At 55.9% G+C, this 25083-nt stretch carries 22 protein-coding genes; 14 read left to right on the top strand and 8 right to left on the bottom strand.

Features of this window, described 5'->3' with window-relative positions; translation table 11 throughout:
- The 6 genes from ABYT07_RS01675 to ABYT07_RS01650 form a co-directional block, all read right to left on the bottom strand.
- A partial coding sequence (locus ABYT07_RS01675; protein WP_372988945.1) for a SulP family inorganic anion transporter occupies positions 1-1683 on the bottom strand: 1683 nt, incomplete at its 3' end.
- 55 nt (positions 1684-1738) lie between these two features.
- Positions 1739-3412: a TIGR01244 family sulfur transferase gene (locus ABYT07_RS01670; protein ID WP_372988943.1), complete on the bottom strand. Its 1674-nt coding sequence runs from the start codon at positions 3410-3412 to the stop codon at positions 1739-1741.
- Positions 3413-3427: 15 nt separating this feature from the next.
- Positions 3428-4309 (bottom strand): MBL fold metallo-hydrolase, encoded by an 882-nt coding sequence (locus tag ABYT07_RS01665; protein ID WP_372988940.1) that lies wholly within the window; start codon positions 4307-4309, stop codon positions 3428-3430.
- An 81-nt stretch (positions 4310-4390) separates the two neighbouring features.
- Complete coding sequence (locus ABYT07_RS01660) at positions 4391-4603, bottom strand: DUF2892 domain-containing protein (protein WP_372988938.1); 213 nt, start codon at positions 4601-4603, stop codon at positions 4391-4393.
- A gap of 100 nt (positions 4604-4703) precedes the next feature.
- The gene (locus ABYT07_RS01655; protein ID WP_372988936.1) at positions 4704-5375 is read right to left on the bottom strand and encodes a Crp/Fnr family transcriptional regulator; all 672 of its coding nucleotides are present in this window, start codon (positions 5373-5375) and stop codon (positions 4704-4706) included.
- A complete protein-coding gene (locus tag ABYT07_RS01650; protein ID WP_372988934.1) occupies positions 5372-5836 on the bottom strand; it encodes an Rrf2 family transcriptional regulator in 465 nt (154 codons plus the stop codon). Before ABYT07_RS01650 ends, ABYT07_RS01655 begins: the two co-directional genes overlap by 4 nt.
- Before the next feature lie 107 nt (positions 5837-5943).
- Here ABYT07_RS01650 and ABYT07_RS01645 point away from each other — a divergent pair, with 107 nt between their 5' ends.
- The 5 genes from ABYT07_RS01645 (at position 5944) to ABYT07_RS01625 (ending at position 9632) form a co-directional block, all read left to right on the top strand.
- Positions 5944-6570: a peroxiredoxin gene (locus tag ABYT07_RS01645; protein ID WP_372988932.1), complete on the top strand. Its 627-nt coding sequence runs from the start codon at positions 5944-5946 to the stop codon at positions 6568-6570.
- A gap of 29 nt (positions 6571-6599) precedes the next feature.
- The gene (locus ABYT07_RS01640; RefSeq protein WP_372988930.1) at positions 6600-7037 is read left to right on the top strand and encodes an EF-hand domain-containing protein; all 438 of its coding nucleotides are present in this window, start codon (positions 6600-6602) and stop codon (positions 7035-7037) included.
- Between the two features lie 62 nt (positions 7038-7099).
- Positions 7100-8509, top strand: a complete 1410-nt coding sequence (locus ABYT07_RS01635; RefSeq protein WP_372988928.1) for a cytochrome ubiquinol oxidase subunit I — start codon at positions 7100-7102, stop codon at positions 8507-8509.
- Positions 8510-8520: 11 nt separating this feature from the next.
- The gene (gene cydB, locus ABYT07_RS01630; RefSeq protein WP_372988925.1) at positions 8521-9522 is read left to right on the top strand and encodes a cytochrome d ubiquinol oxidase subunit II; all 1002 of its coding nucleotides are present in this window, start codon (positions 8521-8523) and stop codon (positions 9520-9522) included.
- Positions 9522-9632 (top strand): DUF2474 family protein, encoded by a 111-nt coding sequence (locus ABYT07_RS01625; protein WP_372988923.1) that lies wholly within the window; start codon positions 9522-9524, stop codon positions 9630-9632. The genes cydB and ABYT07_RS01625 overlap by 1 nt, the downstream gene beginning before the upstream one ends.
- A 91-nt stretch (positions 9633-9723) precedes the next feature.
- Here ABYT07_RS01625 and ABYT07_RS01620 read toward each other — a convergent pair whose 3' ends face one another.
- Positions 9724-10701: an MBL fold metallo-hydrolase gene (locus ABYT07_RS01620; protein WP_372988921.1), complete on the bottom strand. Its 978-nt coding sequence runs from the start codon at positions 10699-10701 to the stop codon at positions 9724-9726.
- 266 nt (positions 10702-10967) lie between these two features.
- Here ABYT07_RS01620 and ABYT07_RS01615 point away from each other — a divergent pair, with 266 nt between their 5' ends.
- The 4 genes from ABYT07_RS01615 (at position 10968) to ABYT07_RS01600 (ending at position 18117) form a co-directional block, all read left to right on the top strand.
- Complete coding sequence (locus ABYT07_RS01615; protein ID WP_372988919.1) at positions 10968-12584, top strand: GMC family oxidoreductase; 1617 nt, start codon at positions 10968-10970, stop codon at positions 12582-12584.
- A gap of 11 nt (positions 12585-12595) precedes the next feature.
- Positions 12596-13699: a mandelate racemase/muconate lactonizing enzyme family protein gene (locus tag ABYT07_RS01610; protein ID WP_372988917.1), complete on the top strand. Its 1104-nt coding sequence runs from the start codon at positions 12596-12598 to the stop codon at positions 13697-13699.
- Positions 13700-14114: 415 nt separating this feature from the next.
- Positions 14115-15269 (top strand): ABC transporter substrate-binding protein, encoded by a 1155-nt coding sequence (locus ABYT07_RS01605; protein ID WP_372988915.1) that lies wholly within the window; start codon positions 14115-14117, stop codon positions 15267-15269.
- Between the two features lie 148 nt (positions 15270-15417).
- A complete protein-coding gene (locus ABYT07_RS01600; RefSeq protein ID WP_372988913.1) occupies positions 15418-18117 on the top strand; it encodes a methyl-accepting chemotaxis protein in 2700 nt (899 codons plus the stop codon).
- Positions 18118-18157: 40 nt separating this feature from the next.
- Here ABYT07_RS01600 and ABYT07_RS01595 read toward each other — a convergent pair whose 3' ends face one another.
- Positions 18158-18289: a hypothetical protein gene (locus ABYT07_RS01595; protein ID WP_372988911.1), complete on the bottom strand. Its 132-nt coding sequence runs from the start codon at positions 18287-18289 to the stop codon at positions 18158-18160.
- Between the two features lie 902 nt (positions 18290-19191).
- On the opposite strand from ABYT07_RS01595, the gene urtA reads away from it, so the two are divergent.
- The 5 genes from urtA (at position 19192) to urtE (ending at position 25081) form a co-directional block, all read left to right on the top strand.
- Positions 19192-20481 carry an urea ABC transporter substrate-binding protein gene (gene urtA / locus ABYT07_RS01590; protein ID WP_372988909.1) on the top strand — a complete coding sequence of 430 codons (1290 nt, stop codon included), beginning with the start codon at positions 19192-19194 and terminating at the stop codon, positions 20479-20481.
- Positions 20482-20542: 61 nt separating this feature from the next.
- Positions 20543-22474, top strand: a complete 1932-nt coding sequence (urtB, locus tag ABYT07_RS01585) for an urea ABC transporter permease subunit UrtB (RefSeq protein ID WP_372988907.1) — start codon at positions 20543-20545, stop codon at positions 22472-22474.
- Between the two features lie 3 nt (positions 22475-22477).
- Positions 22478-23644, top strand: coding sequence for an urea ABC transporter permease subunit UrtC (urtC, locus tag ABYT07_RS01580; RefSeq protein WP_372988905.1), 1167 nt, complete (start codon positions 22478-22480; stop codon positions 23642-23644).
- Positions 23641-24393 (top strand): urea ABC transporter ATP-binding protein UrtD, encoded by a 753-nt coding sequence (urtD, locus tag ABYT07_RS01575; protein WP_372988903.1) that lies wholly within the window; start codon positions 23641-23643, stop codon positions 24391-24393. Before urtC ends, urtD begins: the two co-directional genes overlap by 4 nt.
- Entirely contained in the window at positions 24386-25081 is a 696-nt protein-coding gene (gene urtE / locus ABYT07_RS01570; RefSeq protein ID WP_372988901.1) for an urea ABC transporter ATP-binding subunit UrtE, read from the top strand. Before urtD ends, urtE begins: the two co-directional genes overlap by 8 nt.
- Positions 25082-25083 lie beyond the last annotated feature (2 nt).

Below are 25083 nucleotides of genomic sequence, written 5' to 3'. Positions count from 1 at the left end.
TTGCGAAAGGAAAACCTTGCCAGTCAGCTCTGCCAGAAAATGTTCGCGTTTGAGGCGGTCCATCACGGGGCCTTTGACCTCGGACAGGTGCAGTTGCACGCCCATTTCGCGCAGTCTGGCGTTTATCGCCTCAAGGGATTCCAATGCGCTCAGGTCGATTTCGTTGATTGCTGAGCATTGCAGGATCACATGGCGGATGTTTTTGTCTGCGGCCACGCGGTTGTGGATCTTTTCCTCAAGGAAACGGGCATTGGCAAAATATAGGCTTTCATCCACGCGCAAGGTGACGATGGCGGGGTCGGTCAGGACATCGTGGCGCAGGATGTTGCGGTAATGTTCAGTCCCGGGCACTTGGCCGACTTCGGCGATATGCGGTGTCGAGGATTTGTACAGATGCAACAGGATCGACAAGCCGACACCGGCTGAAACCCCCGCTTCGACACCCAGCAAAAGGGTCAGGACCATCGTGGCCAATACTGCGGCAAAGTCTGCTTTGGAATAATTCCAACTGCGCTTGAGAATGGAGAAGTCCACGAGGCTTAGAACAGCGACGATGATGGTGGCGGCCAAAGTGGCCTTGGGCAGGAAGTAGATCAATGGCGTCAACGCAAGGGCCGCAATGGCCAGACCGACAGCGGTAAATGCCCCGGCAGCAGGCGTTTCAGCGCCGGCATCATAGTTTACGACGGACCGTGAAAACCCGCCGGTGACTGGAAACCCGCCTGTGAGAGATGCGCCAATATTGGCCGCGCCAAGCCCGATCAGTTCTTGATTGGGGTCGATGCGCTGGCGCTTTTTGGCCGCAAGGGTCTGCGCTACAGAGATCGATTCCACAAAGCCGATGATCGAGATCAGGAAAGCAGGAAGCAAAAGCTGGCCCAGCAGTTCGGGCGAGAATGACGGTAGAGTCAAAGGTGGCAGGCTTTGCGGGACGTCGCCAACGATCTTGACGCCCTTGTCGGCCAGACCCAGGGCCCAGACCGCCGCAGTCGTCGCCACGACAACGGCAACAGGGCCGGTCTTTACAAACACGCCGGTCAGGCCATCAGACAGGCCAAAGCGCTGCAACAGGGGTTTCAGTCCCTTGCGCACCCAAAATAGGAAACCGGTGGCAAGGATGCCGATCAGCGCGGTGATCCAGTTTGTCTCGGACAAATGCTGGGTCAGCGAAATCACCAGATCCAGCAGGGTATGGCCTTCGGCATTGATGCCAAGGATATGCTTGAGCTGGCTTGCTGCAATGATGATGCCCGAGGCGGTGATAAAGCCTGCGATAACGGGGTGGGACAGAAAATTCGCCACAAAGCCAAGGCGGAACAACCCCATGGCCAGCAGTATTATGCCAGAGAGCGCCGCCAGCGACAGCGCCGCAACCGCATAACCCATAGTGCCCTGTTCGACGATATTGCTAAGCGCGGCAGCGGTCATCAACGACACGACGGCAACAGGTCCAACTGCCAAAGCGCGGCTGGTGCCGAAGATGGTGTAAAGGATGATCGGCGCGATCGAGGCATAAAGGCCCGCCTCGGCAGGCAGACCCGCCAGCAAGGCGTAGGCCAGCGATTGCGGGATCAACATGATTGTCACGATCAACGCGGCAACAAGGTCGCCTGACAGGGCAGAGCGATTGTACTCCCGCCCCCAGGTCAGAATGGGCAGGTAACGCGTCAGGGTAGTTTTCATGATATTCTCTGGAGTTCAGGCCCCCCGCAAGGCGCGCGGGGGGCATTTCTTCTAATCAGGTGACGTTGACTTTTTCGGGTTTGGCCATCCATTCACGACCCTTGAGCATGCCTTGCCAATAGATTGGCGGCAGCACCTTTTCCTTGAGGAACCAAGCGGCACGTGAAGGTTTTGTGCCGTCAATGATCGCTTTGGGAAAGCTGGGCAACATCGTCCCGCCATAGCCGAATTCGGCCAGAACGATTTTTCCCCGCTCGACTGTCAGCGGGCAGGATCCATACCCGTTATATTGGGCAACCGGCGATTTTCCCCGGATATCTGCCACGATGTTTTCAGCAACGATGGGGGCCTGAATGCGGGCAGCGGCCATTGTTTTGGCATTGGGCGCGTTCATCACATCGCCCAAAGACCAGACATTATCATAGGTTTTATGGCGTAACGTTGCTTGATCCACATCGACCCAACCTGCGGCATCGGCAAGCGGCGAAACGCGGATGAAGTCAGGCGCTGTTTGCGGCGGGCAAACATGCATCATGTCGAATTCCATCTCGATCCGCTCGACGGGCATGTCCGGCTTGGCCACATCGAACCATGCTTTTTTGGCGGGCCCATCCACGGCGACCAGATTGTGGAAGAAGTTGAGATGCGCGTCGTATTTCTTGACGTAGTCCATCAAGGCGGGCACGTAGTCTTTGACACCGAACAACACGCCGCCCGCGTTGTTGAATTGAATGTCGATATTCTTGAGCACGCCGCGCCGGAACCACGCATCGCCCGACAGATACATTGCCTTTTGGGGGGCACCTGCGCATTTGATCGGCATCGGCGGCTGGGTAAAGATCGCGCGGCCTTGTTTCATGCCCTCGACAAGCTTCCAAGTATAGGGCGCAAGGTCATAGCGGTAGTTCGACGTGACCCCGTTCTGGCCAAGGGTCTCGACAAGACCTTCGATCTTGTTCCAGTCCAGCTTGATGCCGGGGCAAACGATCAGACGTTTGTATTTTACGACACGGCAGCCATCCAAGATTACGGCGTTATTTTCGGGCTCGAACGCGGCAACGGCGGATTTGATCCAGTGCACGCCCTGCGGGATCAGCGACCCCATGGTCCGCGAGGTCTGTTCGGCTTCGAAGACACCGCCGCCGACCATGGTCCAGCCGGGTTGGTAATAGTGAATGTCAGCCGGATCGATGATCGCAATTTCCAGTCCGGGCCGTCGCGACTTCAGACTGGCCGCCGCAGCGATCCCACCGGCACCCGCGCCGACGATCACGACTTCAAAGCTGGCATCGCCCGTATCCGTCGGGGTTTTGCCCCCGTTGACAATGCGGCGCACGACGCCCGCCATGTCGTATCCTGCCGTTTTCGTGATGGCGAGGATATCGGCAAGGTCACGGCTGTCTGCTTGGGCCAGCGACCAAAGCGTTGCGGACCGGGTGCCGGTGCGGCAATAGGCCAGAACCGGACCGGGCAATTCCGCCATCGTCTTGTCGAATGCCGCAGCGTCGTCATCTGTGACCTTGCCAGACACAATCGGCAAATAGGCTGCTTCAAGCCCTGCCTTTTTAGCAGCTTTCGAGATTTCATCGAACGTCGGCTGGTCGGACCCTTCGCCGTCGGGACGGTTGCAGATGATGGCGCGAAAGCCCGCGTCTTTGATCGTTTGCAAATCTGCGGGCATGATCTGCTCGCTCACAGACAGGCCCGCCGTCAGTTTTTTGATATCCATGATCTCTCTCCCTGATCAGATGGCGTTAATCGGTACTTTTAGCATTGGGTTGCCGTCCGGATCTTTCGGAACCTCTCCGGCGCGCATGTTAACCTGCAAAGACGGGATGATCAGCTTGGGCATGGCCAGACTGGCGTCGCGTTCCGTGCGAAATTTGATGAAATCAGCGCGGGTTTTGCCGCCGCCGACGTGAATGTTGTCGGCCTTTTGCGCGGCCACAGTGGTTTCCCATGCGATCGTACGCCCGTTCGGGCCGTAGTCATGACACATCAGCAAACGCATATCGTCGGGCAGCGACAGTACCTTTTGAATGCTGTCAAAAAGCACACCCGCGTCTCCGCCGGGGAAATCCGCGCGCGCAGAGCCGCCATCGGGCATGAACAGCGTGTCACCCACAAAGGCGGCGTTGCCGAGGACATGGACCATACACGCGGGCGTATGACCGGGGGTGTACATCGCAAACGCCTGCATTGTACCGATCTGGTAGGTGTCGCCATCTTTGAACAACGCATCAAATTGCGATCCGTCGCGCTGGAATTCGGTGCCTTCGTTGAACACTTTGCCAAAGGTTTCCTGCACCACCATGATCTTGTCGCCTACGCCGATCTTGCCGCCCAGCTTTTGCTGGATGTAGGGCGCTGCGCTTAGGTGGTCGGCATGGACGTGGGTTTCGATGATCCAGTCAAGGGTCAGGCCGCGGTCCTGCACCTCGGCGATTAGCGCATTGGCGTGATCATAGGTGATCCGGCCAGCGGCATAGTCAATGTCCATCACGCTGTCGATAATGGCACAATGATCGCTGTTTGGATCTTTGACGATATAGCTGATGGTGTTGGTTGCCGCGTCAAAATGGGCTGAAACCTCAGGTTTGACGGACATATCTATGGGATAGGTCATGGGATTTCCTTGAAATTGAGTGAGCTTGATGCAAAACGCGGCTGCTGCCCGGCTCGCGGACAGCGGCTGACGCGCCTTTGATCAGAGCTTGCAGGTCTTGATGCCGAAGATGCGGTAAAGCGGGCAGAACTTCAGTGCCGATGTACCGACCATGACAAGGCCCACGATGACGGAAATGATGGTCGTAGTGCTTGAGTTGAACAAATCCAGACCGCTGACAAACGGAGCGGCCAGCAAGATAATCCCCAAAACAAAGCGGAAAACGCGATCTATTGTGCCAATATTCGTAGTCATTTTGCTCTCTCCTATAAAAGTCACATTCTACATAGACCTTTTGGAGGGTAATGTTCGGTGACATTGTCACCAAGCCGTGCCGACAAGCGAAGAAAATTGGTTAGTTGTTGTGACGCGCCAGCCGTGCAAGCTGTGTGCGGTCCGTTAGGGTGACGCTGCCGCGGGCCTGTTCGACCCAGCCGCGCCGCTGAAATTCCTGAAGCTGTCGCGAGATGACCTCGCGGGCGGTGCCCAATTCAACAGATAGTTTTTGATGCGTGGTCGCGACGACATTGTCGTCATTGGCAAGGGCAATCAGCTTGTCCGCAAGGCGCACATCCAGCTTTTGGAAGGCCACTTCGTCTATCATCAAGAACAGATCCGTGATGCGCTTGGAAAACGCGGCAAACACAAAGTCACGGAACGATTTTGACTGCCCGACAAGATCATCGAACACATCGCGGGGGATGGCAGCGGCCTGTACCGGCGTTTCTGCAATGCCAGCTGCTGAATAATCTTCGTAGGCCAGCAGGCAGGCAGTCGTCAGGACGCAGCTTTCGCCTGCATGTATCCGGTACAGAACGATTTCGTGGCCCGTGTCCGACACTTGCTGCACCCTGACGGTGCCTTTTAAGAGGAATAGCATGTTCTCGGGTGATTTTCCCGGACCAAAGATTGTTGTCCCTTGCGGGACCTCGACCAATGCGCTTTGCGCCATGATGCGTTTCTTTGCCGACGTTTCAAGGCGCGCCAGCCCCGGGAAACGCTCGACCCATTCATTTTCAGTGGTCATTGTGGCACCTTGCCCATCGGTGGAAATTCCAGCGGTGCGATCCGGTCCAGCAACTGCCCCTTGTTCGCGGCGATGTCTGCGATGGTCAGATCGTCCAACACCGCCATAAAGGCGGCTGTTGCCTCTTGCATCTTTCGCGACAGAATGCAGATGCCGATCAGAGGGCATGAATTCTTTTCGGGGTTGAAACATTCGACCACGTCCAACGGACCTTCGGTGATGCGCACCACGTCGCCGACGATGATGTCGCGTGGGTCACGCGCCAGACGAAAACCACCCCCGCGCCCGCGCACAGTTTCCAGATATCCGGCTTTGCCAAGTTCATGCACGATCTTCATGATATGCGGCCGCGAAAGGTTGTGGATTTGTGCCACATCATCAACGCGGACGAGATTGGGGGATTTGATCGCCGCAAGCTGCAACGAGCGCATTGCGTAATTGGTATAACTGGTCAGTTTCATGGTGCATCCTCTTGTCGCACCTAAAAGATACATTCAAAGTATTGCTTTTGTAAGTGGCCCAAGCTAACTCATGATTAAACCAATATTTGAAATATAGGATATACAACATGAGCCTTAGACTTGGTGATACAGCCCCGAACTTTTCTGCGGATACAACGACCGGTCCGATCACGTTTCACGACTGGATCGGAACCGACTGGGCGTTCTTTTTTAGCCACCCAGCCGATTTCACACCTGTTTGCACAACCGAAATGGGGCGCACTGCGCAACTGGCAGAAGAGTTTGCAGCCCGTGGCGTAAAACCGATCGGGCTGTCCACCGATACCGTGGCAGAGCATGTGAAATGGATCGAAGATGTCAACGACACGCAAAATACCACCCTGCGTTTCCCGATTGTGGCTGACGCCGATCTTAAGATCGCCAAGCTTTATGACATGATCCACCCGACCGAAAGTGAAACAGCCGCTGTGCGGTCGGTCTATATCATTGACCCAGGCAAGAAAATTCGTCTGACCATGACCTATCCGATGAGCGTCGGCCGCAATTTCGACGAGATTTTGCGCGTCATTGACGCATTGCAGACCGGCGACACGTTCAAGATCGCCACCCCCGCCGATTGGGTGCCCGGTCAAAAGGTCATCATCCCGCCCTCAGTGACAGATGCGGACGCAACCAAAGCTTTCCCGCAAGGTTTTGAAACCATCCGCCCCTATCTGCGCACCGTAAAACTGTAATTCTGACATCTTATAAGTTTGGAAATATCATGACCAAGTTAGCTATGTTTGCAACGCTTGTTGCTTTGACCCCACTCGCCGGTTTTGCCGAAACCACTCCGGGCTCCCACTTTATCGAGAACTGGGATTTGGATGGAAACGGCGATGTTTCCCTCGAAGAGATCACCGAACGACGCGGGGATGTGTTTGCGATGTTCGATCAGGATGATAACAATTACCTAAATGCCAAAGAATATGTGCTGTTTGATGAAACACGGGCGGCTGACATGGAAAACAATGCCGCAGGCCACGGCAACGGCGGGGGGCGCATGCAACAAGGCCTGACCCTTGAGTTTAATGACATCGACGCCGATGGCGAAGTATCAAAAGAAGAATTCATCTCCAAATCTGGCGCTTGGATGGCTCAGATTGATCGCGATGGCGACGGTGTCATTACCGCTGCCGATTTTGGCCCGCAGGGGAACTGACATATTTTACCGGTGCCCTGTCATATGGGCAGGGCATCGGCCAATCCAAAGAGGCAGACACCATGTTTGACGGTATGACCGCAGAAACGCTGGCCCGGATGCAATTCGCATTTACGGTATCGTTTCACATCATTTTTCCGGCCTTCTCAATAGGGCTGGCCAGTTATCTAGCCGTGCTGAACGGGTCGTGGCTGTGGACGAAAGACGACAGGTATTTGACCCTGTTCAACTATTGGAAAAAGATTTTCGCCGTGGCTTTCGGCATGGGCGTCGTGTCGGGCATTGTGATGTCCTACCAATTCGGGACCAATTGGTCGGTGTTTTCCGACAAGACCGGCCCGGTCCTTGGCCCATTGATGGCTTACGAGGTTCTGTCGGCGTTTTTCCTAGAGGCGGGATTTCTTGGCATCATGCTGTTCGGACGGGAACGTGTGGGCGACAAGCTGCACATGTTCGCCACGGCGATGGTGGCCTTTGGCACACTGATGTCGGCCACATGGATTTTGTCCGTGAACTCTTGGATGCAAACACCTGCGGGCTACAGCATCAACGAACTGGGCCAGTTTGTTCCCGAAGACTGGTGGCAGATCGTCTTTAACCCGTCCTTCCCGTACCGCTTGGTTCACATGGTTTTGGCTGCTTATCTGACAACCGCCCTTGTTGTCGGGGGCGTGGGCGGGCTGCACCTGTTACGCAACCGCCAAGACGCGCCAGCGCGGCGGATGTTCTCGATGGCGATGTGGATGCTGATCTTTGTAGCACCGCTGCAAATCCTCGCGGGGGACTTTCATGGGATCAACACGCTCGAACATCAGCCGGTTAAGATCATGGCCATGGAGGGGCACTATGAGAGCCACCCCGATGGCGCACCGCTGATCTTGTTCGGGATCCCGAACCCGGCTGAAAAGCGGATCGATTATGCGATTGAAATACCCAAACTCTCTAGTTTGATCCTCAAGCATGATCTGAACGCGCCGCTTGCCGGTCTTGATACCATTCCAGACGAAGACGAACCGCCTGTCGCGATCGTATTCTGGAGCTTTCGTATCATGGTCGGCCTTGGCTTTGCGATGCTTGGTCTGGGCGCATGGAGCGTGCTGCGCCGGATACGTGGTCAGCTATACGAGGACCGTTGGTTGCACCGGGTGGCAATCGTGATGGGGCCGATGGGCTTTGTCGCAGTTCTTGCGGGCTGGATCACAACCGAAGTGGGCCGCCAGCCGTTCACGGTCTATGGCCTGTTGCGCACCTCTGACAGCCTTGCGCCGGTTGCTGCCCCTGCTGTGGCCGCGTCGCTGCTTGCCTTCATCGTGGTGTATTTCTTTATCTTTGGTGCGGGGACGTTCTATCTGCTGCGGATGATGAACAAACCTGCGGGGACCCTGTATCTAGGCCTCAAGGATGGTCCGATCCGCACCGCTGGCATTACCCCTGTCCAGCAGGCTGAAGCCGATGCAACCCCAGGCGAATAAGGAGCCTTACGATGTTTGAACTTTCCTTTATCTGGGCCGGGATCATTGCATTTGCAGTCCTGACCTATGTGATCCTTGACGGGTTCGACCTTGGGGTCGGTATCCTTTCGCCGCTTGCAGAGGATGAAACCGAAAAGGCCACGATGATGAATTCAATTGCGCCGATCTGGGATGGCAACGAAACGTGGCTGGTGTTGGGGGGCGGCGGGCTATTCGCTGTTTTCCCTCTGGCCTATGCCGTCATCATGCCTGCGCTATATATGCCTATTATCCTGATGCTGCTGGCGCTGATCTTTCGCGGTGTTGCGTTCGAATACCGCTGGCGCACCGAACGTTGGAAGCCGGTCTGGGACGTTGCATTCTTTGGCGGGTCGATCGTTGCGGCCTTTATGCAGGGGATTGCGCTGGGCGCGTTGGTGCAGGGAATCGAAGTGGCGGATCGTGCCTATGCTGGCGGCTGGTGGGACTGGCTTAGCGTGTTTTCTGTCCTGACTGGATTGGCGGTTGTTGTCGGCTATGCCCTGCTTGGCGCAACATGGATCATCCTCAAGACCGAAGGGCGTCTGCAACGCCACATGCAAGGGCTGGCGTGGTGGCTTGGGGCCGTGACCCTTGGCTTTATCGGGATCGTCAGCATCCTGACGCCGTTTCAGGACCCTGAATACTTTAACCGTTGGTTCAATCTGCCCGGCAGTATCTTGAGCGTGCTGATGCCGGGGGCGGTTCTGGCCGCTGCATGGGCGCTCTTCACGGGGTTGAATGCTGGCAAGGATGCGCAGCCTTTTCTGGCCGCCATCAGCATTTTTGTGCTGTGTTTTATCGGCATCGGGATCAGCTTTTACCCCAATATAGTGCCGCCAAGCCTCACCATCGTTGAGGCCGCGGCACCAGACAAAAGCTTGCGCTTTGCACTGGTAGGTACCGTCGTGCTGGTCCCGATGATCCTTGCCTACACCGCCTATGCCTACTGGGTTTTCCGCGGCAAGATTGACCCGAACGAGGGGTATCACTGATGGCGCAGGGCAGTTTGCGCCGGATCGGATGGTTCATCGCGATCTGGCTGGCAAGTGTTCTGGCACTTGGTGTTGTTGCCTATGCCATCCGGCTGGCGATCTACGCCTGATCCGTCTCCCCTGCGCTGGTGGTGAACCGCCAGCGCAGGGGGCCAACTGTGTTTTGACGCATCCCGACGCCAATCGCGTTTTGCCCCCCGATCAAATTCCGTGAAGATGCACGTCACCTGCATCTAGGGCAACAAAGCGTTCTGCAGGGATATCGGCCTCGGCCAGACTTGCATAGAGCAGTTCCTTGGGGGCGTCCCGCGCTTCATCGGTCAGCTGAAACGTCCCCCAATGCATCCCAAGGGCTTGTTTTGCCCCGACATCGTGAAAAATCCGCAGGGATTCCTCGGGGGCGACATGCTGGGCAGACATGAACCAGCGTGGCTCATAGGCACCGATCGGGATAATGGCGATATCCGGAGAACCATGCCGCCGGCGAATGTCGTGAAATATCGCGCCATCGCCATATCCGGTGTCCCCGACAAACCAGATCTGCGCATGCGGCGTATGAATCCAGAACCCGCTCCAAAGGGCCATCCGTCTGTCTGCAATGCCGCGTGCTGACCAATGGTTGGCGGGCGTCAACGTCACTGTGACATCGGGGGCAACCTTGATGTTGTCATGCCAGTCGCCGGTTTCGATCCGAGCGTCCTGCACAGCCGTCTTAACGATTGCATCATTGCCAAGCGGCATCACCATCAACGGGCGATGACCGCTGTGCAGTTTGCCCAGTGTGGCAAGGTCAAGGTGATCATAGTGATTGTGGCTCAGAAGTACCGCGTCGATGGGGGGCAGATCGGCAAACGCAATCCCCGGTGCAGTGACCCGCTTCGGACCGGCAAAGCTGAGGGGGCTGGCGCGGTCGGACCAGACCGGGTCGGTCAGCAGATTGACCCCGGCCACCTGAATTAACATCGACGCATGCCCAACCATGGTGATCCGCGCAACATCGCTCCGCGCGGGCGGGGTTTGCGGGGTGATGGCGACGTGCTTTGGCCAGATTGCCTTGTCGCCCCCGCGACGCCACCGCCACAGATCAGTCAGGCTTTTGTCAGCCGAGGGTTGCCCCGGCGAGTAAAAGCGGGTGCCGTCAAAATTGTGGCTGGTAGGGCCAGAGTAGTAGCGGTTCACGGTGTTTCCCCATCTTTTTCTCGACGTTCAAAGGACGTTGACGCGATGTTAGCTGCATTACTTAGGGCACAACCCGCCCAATCCGAGGTTTAATTTCCAAACTGTAGTGGATCTGGGATTCACGCCCTTGAAAGGGCGGTACAGCCGTGGATGAAATATGGTCAGGCGCAGTCACGTTCAAATGAAGGTTTGAAATTTATGATTGTCATCGGGTGCACAATGATGATCCCTTGGCGGATGTCTGGGTAGCCCGTCGGAGAAGTGATTTGGACCAATTTGATTATGTGATTGTCGGCGCAGGGTCGGCAGGGTCTGTTTTGGCCAACCGTTTGTCGCAAAGCGGTCAGTTCAGCGTTCTGTTGCTTGAGGCCGGTGGGGCTGACAGCAGTCTTTGGGTTCAGGTGCCGATTGGCTATGGCAAGGTCTATTATGATGACCGAGTGAACTGGAAATACACGACCGAACCGATTGTAGGCCTTGATGGCCAGCGGTCCTATTGGCCGCGCGGCAAGGTTCTGGGCGGGTCAAGTTCGATAAACGCGATGGTTTATGTGCGGGGTCATCAACGCGATTATGCCGAATGGAATGCCGCCGCGGCCGGTTGGGGCTGGGACGATATCGAACCTATTTTCCGCCGTATGGAAGATTGGGATGGTCCGGCCAGCGATGCGCGTGGCGTAGGCGGGCCGTTGTCCGTGCATGATGTGACCCAAGAGGTGCATCCGCTGACGAACACCTATTTGCAGGCGGCAGCACAGGCCGGGATCCCGACGAACCCTGATTACAATGGTCCGGTTATGGAGGGTGCCGCTTGCTATCAGATCACCACCAAAGACGGGTGGCGTGCCTCGGCTGCGCGCAGTTATTTGCGCCCCGCCCGCAACCGGCAAAACCTGAGCATCCAGACCCATGCCCATGTGACGCGGGTCTTGTTCGACGGCACGCGTGCCACCGGCGTTGAATATCGCCAGAACGGTCAGACCAAAACCGCATCGGCCCGCGCCGAGATCGTATTGTCTGGGGGCGCGATCAATTCGCCGCAACTGCTGCAACTGTCGGGCATCGGCCCCGCAGGCGTGCTGCAAGACCACGGTATTCCGGTGCTGCTGGACGCCCCCCACGTGGGGCGCAATCTGCAAGACCATCTGGGGGCGGACAACTATTATGTTTCGAAGGTGCCCAGCCTGAACCGGCAGCTGCGCCCCTTGTGGGGCAAGGCCATCGCCGCCGCGCACTATGCACTGAAGCGCAAAGGGCCGCTGTCGCTGAGCCTAAATCAAGGCGGTGGTTTTGTGCGCTTGTCCGAGCAATCGCAAGGCCCTGATCTGCAACTGTATTTTTCGCCCGTCAGCTATACCCGCGCGCCTGTCGGGGTACGCCCGCTGATGAACCCGGACCCGTTTCAGGGCTTTTTGATGGGGTTCAACCCGTGCAAGCCGACCAGCACAGGCTACCTGCAAATCCAGTCGCCCGATCCGATGGTGGCACCTGAACTGCATCCCAATTACCTTGATACGGACCATGACCGCGCCGTGATGTTGGCGGGCACGAAACTGATCCGCCAGATTGCCGATATGCCCGCCATGAGATCCGTGATCCAATCCGAACTGTCGCCGGGCGCGAATGTGACCGATGACGCGGATATCGCGGCCTACCTGCGCAAGTCCGCTTGGACCGTGTTTCACCAATGCTCGACCTGCCGGATGGGCAGCGATGCGTCCAGCAATGTCGTCGATGCCCGGTTGCGGGTGCATGGCATTCAGGGGCTGCGCGTCGCAGATGCGTCGATCTTTCCGACCATACCGACCGGCAACACGAATGCGCCTGCGATCATGGTCGGTGAAAAGGCGTCGGACCTTATTTTGGAAGACGCCACATCCTGAAAGGACACGCGATGAAGCTGAAATCAATAGAGACTTTCACCAATGAATTCGTTGGTTTTGTGCGGGTCACAGCCGAGGATGGCGCGCAAGGCTGGGGGCAGGTGTCGACCTATCATTCGGACATCACATGTCAGGTTTTGCACCGGCAGGTTGCCCCTTGGATGTTGGGGCAGGACACCACCGACCTTGATGATTTGCTGGATATTGTGACCGAGCGCGAACATAAGTTCCCCGGATCGTACCTGCGCCGCGCGATGGCCGGGGTCGACACGGCGATCTGGGATTTGCGGGGCAAGCAGCAGGGTAAACCTGTGGCTGAATTGTTGGGCGGTTCTGTCGGGTTGATCCGCGCCTATGCGTCTTCGATGAAGCGCGACATCACCCCGGCAGACGAGGCGCTGCGCCTGAAGAAACTACGCGACACACACGGGTTTGACGCCTTTAAGGTGCGCGCGGGATCAGAGGTCGGACGCAATAAGGACGAATGGCCGGGCCGCACCGAAGAGATCATCCCCACCATGCGCCGCGAACTGGGCGACGGCGTTGATCTGCTGATTGACGCCAACAGTTGTTATGCCCCCGATCGCGCGATCGAGGTCGGGCATATGCTGCAAGATCACGGGTTTTGCCATTACGAGGAACCTTGCCCCTATTGGGAGCTTGAGCAAACCAAACAGGTCACCGATGCGCTTGATATCGACGTGTCCGGAGGAGAGCAGGATTGCGATCTGGCCACATGGAAGCGCATGATTGACATGCGTGCCGTGGACATCGTGCAGCCTGATATTCTGTATCTGGGGGGTATTTGCCGCACGCTTCGGGTGGCGGGTATGGCCAAGGCAGCAGGCCTGCCGGTGACGCCCCATTGTGCGAACGGGTCGTTGGTGACCTTGTTTACGATGCATCTTTTGCGCGCGCTTCCCAATGCTGGTAAATATCTGGAATTCTCTATCGAAGGCGCGGATTACTACCCGTGGCAGGACGGACTATATGTCGCCTCACCCTACGCGATCAAAGACGGTCACGCACGTGTCACCGATGCGCCGGGATGGGGCGTAGAGATCAGCCCCGAGTGGTTGGCAAAGTCCCGTTACGAGATCAGCGAACATCCGTAAAGCTAGCCGTTCTCTTATGCGTGTAAGGGGTCCGGGCCGCGCCTGCGAGCCCTGCTGATTTATGTTTATGATTTCCCAAGGTTGCAGTTGGAAGAATCAGTCAAGTGGCTGGGGGCAGCGATGGGAAACGGCAAGGATCGGGCGCTACGCGGGACTTGTGCAGCATGGTTCTAAATCGCGACCTTTAGGGGATTCTCTAAATATTGAGTCTTTTAAATGAGGCGCATGTATTGAACAGCGCAATTCAGAAGGGTGCAGAAATAATGTTTTATAAGCATATATTTAAGCTCATGGTACGCCCATACTGCGCGAAGGGGGCGAGGTGGGGAAGGTCGATTAGCGCATCCAGATTAATGTAATGTAGAGATTACTCAATCACCAATCCCGCAGATATGTCCAAATTGCGGGAAGAGAAATGTTCAAACTTACTCATACGATTGCTTGTGCGGCGGCTCTGGCCTTGTCGTCTCCGGTTCTGGCTGATCAGGGGGTCGAACAAACCTCTGTCCGATTTGCTCAGGTTGCTGCCCTTGATGGTCCGGCGGCGGCCCTTGGTACGGGAATGCGGCAAGGTCTGTTGGCTGCTTTCAACGAAGCCAACCTTGCCGGCGGCGTTCACGGTCGCAAGTTAGAATTGACCAGCATGGATGACGGGTATGAACCTAGTCGCTCGATCGAGGCGGTGACGAAAGTGATCAAAAGCGATGATTATCTTGCGCTGATCGGCACAGTGGGCACGCCGACAACAAAGGCGACACAACCTCTTACAACCGCTGCGAAACTACCCTTGATCGGGCCGTTTACGGGGGCGGGTTTCTTGCGTGATCCAGCGCTGTCAAATGTGATCAACATGCGTGCCACATATGACGCTGAAACGCAGGCGTGGGTTGATTATCTGGTCGACGATCTGGGCCTCAAAAACATCGCGATCCTTTATCAGGATGACGGCTTTGGTCGCGTGGGTCTGTCAGGCGTGAACAAAGCGCTCGAAGCCCGTGGAATGACCTTGTCGGCAGAAGGGACTTATACCCGCAATACGCTTGCGGTGAAATCCGCGTTGCTTGAGATCCGCAAAGCGGAACCAGAAGCGGTTGTCATGGTCGGCGCTTACAAGCCACTTGCCGAATTCATCAAGCTTTCCAAGAAAATGAAGATGGACCCAGTGTTCGTTACAATTTCTTTTGTTGGCTCAAAGGCCTTGGCCGCAGAGCTTGGCGAGGCGGGGGACGGTGTCATCGTCAGTCAGGTCGTCCCGCAGCCTTGGGATGCCTCTTTGCCAGTTGTCGCAGCCTATCAGGCGGCCTTGAAATCCTTTGATGCAAACGAGGAACCCGGTTTTGTCTCGCTCGAGGGCTATATCACCGGCCGCCTTGCAATCCAGGCGCTTGAGAATGCGGGTGCCGATGTCACGCGCGCTGGCTATCTTGCGGCGCTCAGCGGTCTAGGGACGATTGATTTGGGTGGAATGACACTAAGCTATGGCGCGGGTGACAATCAGGGTTCTGACAGTGTCTTCCTGACGCGTATCCGCGCAGACGGCTCATTCGAAGCCATGGCCCCGGGCAGCTGAACCAAAGATCGGATGGTGCTGATCTCGTCGGTGCCATCCGCAATATTCAATTTTAGGAACTAGGGTTTCGTTTATCATGCGGTTCATCAGTCGAATACTTAATTCTATCATGGCACGCCTTGCTTTTATACTCGGGGCGATGGTCGCAATGACAGCAGCAGCGGTTGTGATCAGCTGGATGATTTTCCAGTCAATTGATGAAAGTATGACTGCGCTGACAAATGACCGGCTTCCAGAGCTACGCGCGACTGCCGTTGTCAAAGCAGCTGCAGATCAAACCCGAAGCTTGCTATCCGATCTTTTGATCGTCGAAAGCGAAGCCGCGTTGGAGCGTAAAAAAGGCGAAGTACACTCACTCATGACGTCCTTTGCCGATGCTCTTGAACAGCTCCCCACTTCGGACGGGATTTTGGAAGTTTCAAACCTGTCAAAAGTGGAGCTATCATTGGCGAACCTTCTGACCGCGCGTGAAAGTGAATTGCAGAGGGGGCAGGATCTGACAGCGATGGTCGAGCGTGCGTTCAAACTCGCCGATTCTGTCAGCTTGGTACTTGAGGAGGCATCGGATGCAGCTTTGTTTGACATGGCCATTCGAGGAGAAGAGACGATTGAGGTCATTGACGAAACGTTGACCAAGCTGGTTGAAGAAGATTTCAACATGTATCAAACCGTGTTGGAAATTCGCGCAGATGTTGGCCTCTTGTCTGGTTTGGCTTTGACAATGTCACAGACTTACTCATCTGGGTTGAAGTCAATCATCACAGACTTGGCGAATTCATCAATCAGTCGGTTGCGCGCCAAAGCAGACGAGAATGCTGACGCTCCTGAGTTTTCTGAACTTCTACCCGTTCTGCAAATCGCAACTGGCATCTTCGAAACAGTTTTCACCTCGACTGGATACGCTGCAAATTCGAATGAGATATTAGCGGCGCGTCTCGAAGTCGATCGCGTTCTTTCGCCGGCACTCGACGATATCCATTTCAATTTGGTCATCGGCACTGACGACGCAAAAATAGCGAACTCGCAATCCATAGACACATTGCTGAACGTTGAAGTTAAAGGGATGCGTGAAAAGGCACAGCTCGACGCCGCTACGAAACAGTTCTTCGCAAAAATTCTGACAGCAGCACTTGCGCGCAACGAGGCAGAACTCTCCCAGAGGCAAAGTGAATTGATGGCAGAGGTTGCCATGATACAAAAGTTGGCGTCCAATAGGTCTGCGGATACGGTCGATATGGTGAACCAACTCGTCGCGTTTGCGGCCGTCGATACCGGCATCGCGAATATTCGTAGACAGTCTTTTGCCGCCGTTGCAGCGGCTTCCCTGGCAGCGATGAATGCAGCCGCTGCTGTGGATGCAATTGCATTGGAAACAAGCGCATTGTCCGAGGTTGCATTGGATCAGATCGCCATGACAGCGAAGAATTTGCAATCAGATGTTGATGGCGCAGGGCTACAGCTTGGTAAGATCGCTGCTTTAAGCGCTCTTTTGGGCTTTGCTGCGCCCGTTCTTGTCTGGGCCATGGTAACGCGCCCATTGAACCGTGTTACATCTATAACAGAGCGGCTGGCATCGGGTGATCTTTCGGAAATCACCGGTTTGCGTCAAGGATCTGGTGAACTAGGGTGCCTCGCCGCAGCGTTATATGTATTCCGCGATGGAGCCTTAAAAACCAAAGCGCTGCAAGAAGAAGAAAAGCGAAGGGATCAAGCCGCTATTGAAGCAGAACGTGAAGCTGAAAGGCTGAGACTTGAAGACGAAAGGCGGCAACAAGATGAAACCGCTGAACGTGAAAGATTGGAAAGAGAACGTAAAGCTTTAGAGGCTGAAAAAACTCAACGAGCGCAGGCTGAAATCGAAGCGGAAAGAAAAGAACGTATGCAGGAGCAAGAGACAATCGTTTCCGCTTTGGCTCAGGGTCTGACACATCTTTCAGCTGGTGATCTGACTTATCAAATCAAAACAAAGTTTCCTGGTCCATACGAAGCGCTCCGTCAGGACTTTAATACTGCCGTTTCCCAACTTGCGGAACATATTATCCGGCTGCGAGATAGTTCGGGGATTATTGAAGACAGCTCTGCCCATCTTGCGATGGCATCTGGTGACTTGGGGCGGCGTACGGAAACCAACGCTGCGACCCTCGAAAAGATTGCGAATGCAATCCGTGAACTCGCTAATAGCGTTTCGGTTTCAGCTGCAGGCGCGACAAGTGCAGATGTAGCGGCACGTGGCGTTGAACAAGACGCAGCTATTAGTCGGAATGTTGTGATGGAAACAAAATCGGCCATGGCCGAAGTCGAGATGTCGTTCTCAAAGATTATATCGATAGTTGATGTCATTGATTCTATTGCGTTCCAAACAAATCTTTTGGCGCTCAATGCAGGTGTAGAAGCGGCTCGTGCGGGCCAGGCAGGGCAAGGGTTTGCAGTGGTTGCTTCAGAAGTTCGTAGTTTGGCGCAGCGCTGCACTGAAGCCGCGTCCGAAATCAATACCGTAGTCAAAGAAACGAATGAAACGGTCGAACGGGGGGTCGCGTTGACGAGCAAGGCCGATGTTTCAATTGCGACAATTTCGGAAGGTATTGGCCGGGTATCCAAGGCAATGAACACCATCGCCTTATCTGCGACCGAGCAGTCCAAAAACGTTTCGGAAGTTAACGACGCTGTCAGCAGGTTAGATCAAGCCACGCAAAAAAATGCTGCAATGTTTGAAGAAACAGCTGCGACAAATCAATCACTGGCACAAGAGGCCAAAGCCTTAACAAACATCGTTTCGGCCTTCCAGATTAATGCCGAAACTGGTGATAATGGCGGCCGTTCCAACCACTTGAAATCTTCGGTGGCTTAGCTGGGTTTTTGAACTGATTGATTGTGCCAGAAACCATTTTTCAAGTGAAAGAAAGGCGCACGATTTGGGTGTACTGTGCATCGCTCAGGGTAAGCTTCAGCAGGAAAACCTTGCCGAGAGTCTCACCGGGAGCTTGGGGGCTGTGCGAGAGAACGATGACCTGTTTAGCCATTGTCAGGCCGCCTTTCTCGATGGCAGCCCAATTACGAGCAGAAGCCCGGCGAGTGGTTGTGTGAAGGGAAGCTGCAGGCCATGACGTCCAAACTCTTGAACTCTATTCTTAATTGAATGAGAGATTCTGGGCGGGCCATGACCTCACCGGCCATTCCGCTGAAATACGGCATGCGCCACTTCAAAAGCTGGGCCAACTAGCGGGTGAGGCCTCTCATGGCTGATACGAACGCAAGTCTTTACGAACCCCGTGTAATATCATGTCGGCCGAACTACCCTTGCTATTGCCGCAGCTGTGTTGTGGCCGCTTGATGGCTTATGGCTGGCTAAGATGAGAAGTCACCTGTTTCGGTTTTTATTTCGCCATCGGCCACAGATGGCCATCGTCCGTCCTAGATTTGAAGCCGCCAATTGGTCTTTGGCTAATCTTTGCTGAACCTGCATTCTGGTGCGGAGCACCAATTCGTTGTCGAGGAATACTGGAACAGTAAATTCATGATTCTGCAGGGCTGCCTGTGCAGGCGGGATTAGCCCCAATCATGAGCCTGAAAACCATTCGGTTCGACTATGTGGCCGCGCGCGAACCAAGCGTCGGTCGCCCGTTCATATGGCTCGACTGATTAAATGCTAGGCGGTTGCGCTGCTGTGTGCCTGTAAATTAGGCAAAATCATCCGACGTCAGTTCGAGCTGCACTGTTTTGGCTGGCAAGTTTGCCAATCGCATATGCATCGTTGCCGCATGCCTTCACGGCAAAATCGCCGCACGGCGGGCTATCCTGCAAGATACTTCCCGCTGCGCGACGACCACAACAAAAACTGCTGCGGCCCTTATCTATCGTGTTCGGGGATATGGCGAAAGTGCATTTAAGCACGGGTTCCCGCAGCGCCAATAGGGGATAAGTTATGAAATACTTTAATAAATTTGCCACCTGCGCCACGGTCGCGTTGATGGGGTCGACATCAATTGCGCTGGCGGAATGTGCTGATCCGGTCAAGCTTGGCGTACTGCACTCTTTGTCAGGCACAATGGCGATCTCTGAGACGACATTGAAGGACACCATGTTGATGCTGGTTGAACAGCAAAATGCCAAAGGCGGTGTGCTGGGGTGCCAAATCGAAGCGGTCGTGGTTGATCCGGCCTCGGATTGGCCGCTGTTTGCTGAAAAAGCACGCGAATTGTTAACGGTAAACGAGGTCGACGTGATTTTCGGCAACTGGACATCGGTGTCGCGGAAATCGGTTTTGCCGGTCATCGAAGAATTGAACGGCCTGCTCTTCTACCCTGTGCAATACGAGGGCGAAGAATCGTCGAAAAACGTCTTCTACACCGGTGCGGCCCCCAACCAGCAGGCGATCCCTGCGGTTGATTATTTCCTCGAAGAACTGGGTGTCGAGAAGTTCGCGCTGCTGGGCACGGACTATGTTTACCCCCGCACGACAAACAACATTCTTGAGCAATACCTGAAGGATAAAGGTATCGCGCAAGAAGATATCTTTGTGAACTACACGCCATTTGGGCACTCTGACTGGGCCACAATCGTCGGCGACGTTGTTGCGCTTGGCGAAGACGGCAAGCAGGTCGGCGTGATTTCCACAATCAACGGCGACGCCAACATTGGTTTTTACAAAGAACTGGCTGCGGCGGACGTATCAGCAGATGATATTCCGGTTGTTGCCTTTTCGGTCGGTGAAGAAGAACTGTCCGGTCTGGACACCACGAACCTTGTCGGTCACTTGGCCGCGTGGAACTATTTTATGTCTGCTGATACCCCTGCGAATGCCGAATTTATCAAGACATGGCAGGACTTTATCGGCAGCACGGATCGTGTGACAAATGACCCGATGGAAGCCCATTACATCGGCTTTAACATGTGGGTGAATGCGGTCGAGGCAGCAGGTACCACCGATGTGGATGCCGTACGCACAGCCATGTACGGCCAAACTTTCCCGAACCTGACTGGCGGGACAGCTGAAATGCTGGTGAACCACCACCTCAGCAAGCCTGTCTTGATCGGTGAAATCACCGCCAACGGCCAATTTGATATCATCAGCCAGACCGATCCGGTTCCCGGCGACGCATGGACAGATTTCTTGCCTGAATCCGCCGTGCTGATGTCCGACTGGAAAGATCTGGAATGCGGTATGTACAACACCGAAACCAAAAGCTGCGTCCAGCTGAAATCCAACTACTAAGCCTTTCTGTCAGGCGCGGGTCTCCCTCGCGTCTGGCGTTCTTTTTGGAAAAAGGGACAGCATGTTTCGCCATTTATTGATCCTGATGCTGGGGCTTGGACTTGCAGGTGCAGCACAGGCACAGGATCTGCAACCGGTCTTGCAGATCCACGCGGACGAGATCGCAAATCCATCACGCAGCAGCGTTTCGGTCACCTTGGACGATCTGGTTTCTACTGGCGCGCCACAGGTCAGCGACTTTCTGGAACGGTGGCAGGACAAAGGCGTATGGCAGCGCGATGACGGGTTATTCTTCTTTGCCAAACAATCTGGCGATGATCTGGCCATCCAAGATATCGACAGTGGCGCGCAATCGGTTGCGCCTGAGAATGCCTTTACCCAGCTGAAACCCAACGGTGGTGTGCGTCGTTTGATCGGCACGGCGCTGGTGCAATTTCAACTGACCGACCCCGATGTTGACCGCCGCAGCACGGCTGTCGATTCCATCGCTCGCAGGCCCGATGCCAGCCAGCTTGCTCCCTTGCTCAAGTCGATAGAGGGTGAGCCTGACAAAAAGCTCAAAGCCCGCAAAACCCAGCTTGCGAACTTCCTTTCGGCCAGCTTTGCGCCGGACACGCCGGACCGGATCGCCGCGATCAACAGCATGTCCACCGATACGTCGATCGAAGCGCGCGCGGTGTTGAACCAGATCCTGACGGTCAAAGCCGGGGTTTCGGCTGACCAGCCCAAGGGCAATGTGGCGCGTATCCTGACCGTGGGATCAGACCTTGGCCAAGCAGATGCCTATGCCCGGTTGGTCGATGCCGGGCTTGCCGCGCCAGTGGTTAGCCCTAATGATATCCGCGATGCGTTGGCGGCTAATGTGGTCGACGGGCGCGCGGGTGGTATTCCTACAGCGCAGCTTGACACCCAGGACGCACGGGGACGGGCGTACGGTGCGCTGGCCCAGGCCGGGACCGTACCGCCCCTTGTCACCATGGCCGAGCAACGCGCCGCCACCGAAAACTACGTCTTTTACGAAGCATACGACGAAAAAAGTATTGCCATCACCGAAGCAGCGCGTGCCGCGTTAAACAGTATCGAGACCCGCGTCGGCGTCTCGCAAGCCGTTGATTTAACGCTGGATGCGCTCTCGCTGGCGTCGATCTATTTCCTTGCTGCCATTGGCCTTGCGATCACTTTCGGGGTGATGGGCGTGATCAACATGGCCCATGGCGAATTCATCATGATGGGGGCCTATACGGGCTATGTCGTGCAGTTGTTCGTGCCCGACTACACCTTGTCGATCATCGTCGCGCTGCCGCTGGCCTTTGCAATTACCTTTGCGGCGGGTGTTGTGATGGAGCGGTTGGTGATCCGCCATCTTTACCACCGCCCGTTGGAAACGCTGCTGGCGACCTTTGGTATTTCGATTGCCCTGCAACAGTTGGCCAAGAACATATTTGGCACGCAGGCCCGCCCGCTGACCTCGCCCGCGTGGCTGGACGGGGCTTTGGTATTCTCGGATGTGATCCAGATCAGCTATATCCGCATCGCTATTTTCGTGCTGGCGCTGTTGTTCCTGGGGCTGATCCTGTTCGTTCTAAAACGCACCCGACTGGGGCTTGAGGTCCGTGCCGTGACGCAAAACCCCGGCATGGCCGCCAGCATGGGCATCAACCCGGACCGCATCAACATGCTGACCTTTGGCCTTGGGTCGGGCATTGCGGGTATCGCGGGGGTGGCCATCGGGCTTTACGCCAAGGTGACCTCGGAAATGGGGGCGGATTATATTGTTCAATCCTTCATGACTGTGGTCGTGGGCGGGGTTGGCAACGTCTGGGGTACACTTGCGGGGGCATCGCTGATCGGCTTTTTGCAAAAGGGGATCGAATGGTTCAACCCGTCCAACACACTGGCGGCGCAGACTTATATGGTCCTGTTTATCATCCTGTTCATTCAATTCCGGCCCAAGGGCATCGTCGCCCAAAAAGGCCGGGCAGCGGCGGACTGACCCATGCGTAAAACATTTCTTTCCCAAAACCCGTCCATCCTGTGGTTCATCGCCGTTTTGGGGCTGTTCACGCTGGCGGTGGTCGTGGGATCAGAGGCGGCAGGCACCGGCCTCATCTCGACCTCGATGGTCAAGACCTTGGGCAAGACGCTGTGCCTGTGCCTGATCGCCATCGCGATGGATGTGGTCTGGGGCTATTGCGGCATCCTGTCCTTGGGCCACTTTGCGTTCTTTGGCATTGGCGGCTATGCGATTGGTATGTGGCTGATGTATGCGCGCACCGAAATTATCGTCTTGAACAGCCTAGAGGGTCAGATCATCCCTCCCACCGCGCAAGAAGTGTCAGATGCCATCGGCAACCAGATTTTCGGCGTCGTGGGCAGTTCGGAGTTCCCGTGGCTCTGGGCCTTTTCCGACAGCTTGTTTTTGCAGCTGTTGATGGTGGTGCTTGTGCCCGGCCTGCTGGCGCTGGTCTTTGGCTGGCTCGCCTTTCGCAGCCGTGTGACAGGCGTTTACCTGTCGATCCTGACCCAAGCGATGACCTTGGCCTTGTCCTTATGGCTGTTTCAAAACGACAGCGGGTTGCGTGGCAATAACGGCCTGTCGGGTCTGCAAAATATCCCGGGGTTTGAACAAACACCTCAGGCGGTCATCAGTCTGGTGTTCTTTCTGGGGTCGGCGCTGGCACTGGCTTTGGGGTATATCCTGTTTGCGTGGGTCGTATCGGGCAAGATGGGCAGCGTCATTCAAGGTATCCGCGATAACGAGGCGCGGGTGCGGTTTCTGGGTTACCGGGTTGAAAGCTACAAGCTGTTCATCTTTACGCTGACGGCGGTGGTTTCCGGTATCGCTGGCGCGCTTTACTACCCTCAGGCGGGCATCATCAACCCGGCAGAGCTGGCCACAATCGCGTCAATCTATCTGGCGGTCTGGGTCGCCATTGGCGGGCGCGGGCGGCTGTATGGCGCGGTCATCGGTGCAGCCTTTGTTTCGTTGCTGTCCAGCTGGTTCACGGGCGGCGGCGCGCCGGCGATTGATCTGGGGTTCTATACGATCTTGTGGACGGACTGGTGGCTGGTGCTGCTGGGCTTCTCGTTCGTGTGCGTGACGCTGTTCTTTCCCAAGGGCATCGGCGGCTTGTTTGACTATCTGGTAAGGAAACCGTCATGAACACAACCTTGCTAGAAGTGTCGGGCGTGTCGGTCAGCTTTGACGGGTTCAAGGCCATCAACAGCCTGTCGATCCAGATTGCCGAACCTGAATTGCGCGCCATCATCGGGCCAAATGGTGCGGGTAAAACCACCTTTATGGATATCATCACCGGCAAGACCAAGCCGGACGAAGGTGTGGTCATCTGGGGGGAACGCAACATTTCCCTGCTTGGCATGTCCGAGGCGGACATCGCCAACGCAGGCATCGGGCGGAAATTTCAAAAACCCACGGTGTTTGAGGCACAGACCGTGCGGCAAAACCTTGCCATGGCGCTGAAAAATCCGCGCGGACCGTTGGCGGTTCTGTTGCATCGCAGAACCCCCGCCAATGGCACGCGGATCGAAGCAATTGCCGAAGAAATTGGCCTGTCCGACAGTTTGACTCGCATCGCAGGAGAGCTGAGCCACGGGCAAAAGCAATGGCTGGAGATCGGCATGTTGCTGGCGCAAGAACCGCGCCTGTTGCTGGTCGATGAACCTGCCGCCGGGATGACCGTCGAGGAACGTGAAAAGACCACCGACATTCTGAAGCGTGCGGCCAAAACCCGCGCGGTCGTTGTCGTGGAACATGACATGGAATTTGTGCGCAGACTGAATTGCAAGGTGACCGTGCTGCACGAAGGGTCTGTGCTGGCGGAAGGGTCTTTGGATCACGTGACCTCGAACCCGACGGTGATCGAAGTTTATCTGGGGCGCGGCCATGCTTAACGTTGAAAACCTTGACCTGCACTACGGCCAAAGCCGCATCCTTTACGAGATGTCATTCGAGGCCCCACAGGGCCAGATCACGACGGTGGTGGGCAATAATGGCGTAGGTAAAACCAGCTTGCTCAAGGCGATAGCGGGGCGGCATCCGGCGTCTGGCGGTACCATTTCGGTTGGCGGCAAGCCCGTGCGGTTGAGCACCGCGTTTCAGGCGGCCCGCGCCGGAATAGGCTATGTGCCACAGGGCCGCGAGGTGTTCGCGATGCTGACCGTCCATGAAAACCTCGAGACCGGGTTTGCCTGCCTGCCCAAGGCCGAACGGTTCATCCCCGATGCCATCTTTGATCTGTTTCCAGTGCTGCGCGATATGCGCGGACGGCGCGGTGGCGATTTGTCCGGGGGGCAGCAACAGCAACTGGCCATCGCGCGGGCGCTGATTGCCAAACCGACGGTTTTGTTGCTGGACGAACCGACAGAAGGCATTCAGCCCAATGTCATCGAACAAATCGGGGATGCACTGCGCTTGCTGCGGGCGCAGGGCGAGATGGCGATTTTGCTGGTCGAACAAAACGCCGATTTCGCCTACGCGCTTGGCGATAGTTTCATCGTGGTCGAAGGCGGGCGCAACGGACCGCGCAAGCTTAAGGCGGATTATTCGAAAGACATGCTGATCGCTGATCTGGCGCTGTAGCT

It is taken from the genome of Sulfitobacter sp., from assembly GCF_041552635.1.
Taxonomy (GTDB): domain Bacteria; phylum Pseudomonadota; class Alphaproteobacteria; order Rhodobacterales; family Rhodobacteraceae; genus Sulfitobacter.
This window is presented reverse-complemented; position numbering and strand designations above follow the sequence as displayed.

What these genes read in the sequence shown, in the direction of transcription:
- ABYT07_RS01640 (WP_372988930.1), top strand. Translation starts at nt 6,600, where the DNA reads ATGACCAAGTTAGCTATGTTTGCAACGCTTGTTGCTTTGACCCCACTC.
- ABYT07_RS01655 (WP_372988936.1), bottom strand. Translation starts at nt 5,375, where the DNA reads ATGACCACTGAAAATGAATGGGTCGAGCGTTTCCCGGGGCTGGCGCGC.
- ABYT07_RS01660 (WP_372988938.1), bottom strand. Translation starts at nt 4,603, where the DNA reads ATGACTACGAATATTGGCACAATAGATCGCGTTTTCCGCTTTGTTTTG.
- ABYT07_RS01625 (WP_372988923.1), top strand. Translation starts at nt 9,522, where the DNA reads ATGGCGCAGGGCAGTTTGCGCCGGATCGGATGGTTCATCGCGATCTGG.
- ABYT07_RS01665 (WP_372988940.1), bottom strand. Translation starts at nt 4,309, where the DNA reads ATGACCTATCCCATAGATATGTCCGTCAAACCTGAGGTTTCAGCCCAT.
- ABYT07_RS01670 (WP_372988943.1), bottom strand. Translation starts at nt 3,412, where the DNA reads ATGGATATCAAAAAACTGACGGCGGGCCTGTCTGTGAGCGAGCAGATC.
- urtC (WP_372988905.1), top strand. Translation starts at nt 22,478, where the DNA reads ATGCGTAAAACATTTCTTTCCCAAAACCCGTCCATCCTGTGGTTCATC.
- urtB (WP_372988907.1), top strand. Translation starts at nt 20,543, where the DNA reads ATGTTTCGCCATTTATTGATCCTGATGCTGGGGCTTGGACTTGCAGGT.
- urtA (WP_372988909.1), top strand. Translation starts at nt 19,192, where the DNA reads ATGAAATACTTTAATAAATTTGCCACCTGCGCCACGGTCGCGTTGATG.
- ABYT07_RS01645 (WP_372988932.1), top strand. Translation starts at nt 5,944, where the DNA reads ATGAGCCTTAGACTTGGTGATACAGCCCCGAACTTTTCTGCGGATACA.
- ABYT07_RS01600 (WP_372988913.1), top strand. Translation starts at nt 15,418, where the DNA reads ATGACAGCAGCAGCGGTTGTGATCAGCTGGATGATTTTCCAGTCAATT.
- ABYT07_RS01610 (WP_372988917.1), top strand. Translation starts at nt 12,596, where the DNA reads ATGAAGCTGAAATCAATAGAGACTTTCACCAATGAATTCGTTGGTTTT.
- ABYT07_RS01650 (WP_372988934.1), bottom strand. Translation starts at nt 5,836, where the DNA reads ATGAAACTGACCAGTTATACCAATTACGCAATGCGCTCGTTGCAGCTT.
- urtE (WP_372988901.1), top strand. Translation starts at nt 24,386, where the DNA reads ATGCTTAACGTTGAAAACCTTGACCTGCACTACGGCCAAAGCCGCATC.
- cydB (WP_372988925.1), top strand. Translation starts at nt 8,521, where the DNA reads ATGTTTGAACTTTCCTTTATCTGGGCCGGGATCATTGCATTTGCAGTC.
- ABYT07_RS01635 (WP_372988928.1), top strand. Translation starts at nt 7,100, where the DNA reads ATGTTTGACGGTATGACCGCAGAAACGCTGGCCCGGATGCAATTCGCA.
- ABYT07_RS01605 (WP_372988915.1), top strand. Translation starts at nt 14,115, where the DNA reads ATGTTCAAACTTACTCATACGATTGCTTGTGCGGCGGCTCTGGCCTTG.
- ABYT07_RS01595 (WP_372988911.1), bottom strand. Translation starts at nt 18,289, where the DNA reads ATGGCTAAACAGGTCATCGTTCTCTCGCACAGCCCCCAAGCTCCCGGT.
- urtD (WP_372988903.1), top strand. Translation starts at nt 23,641, where the DNA reads ATGAACACAACCTTGCTAGAAGTGTCGGGCGTGTCGGTCAGCTTTGAC.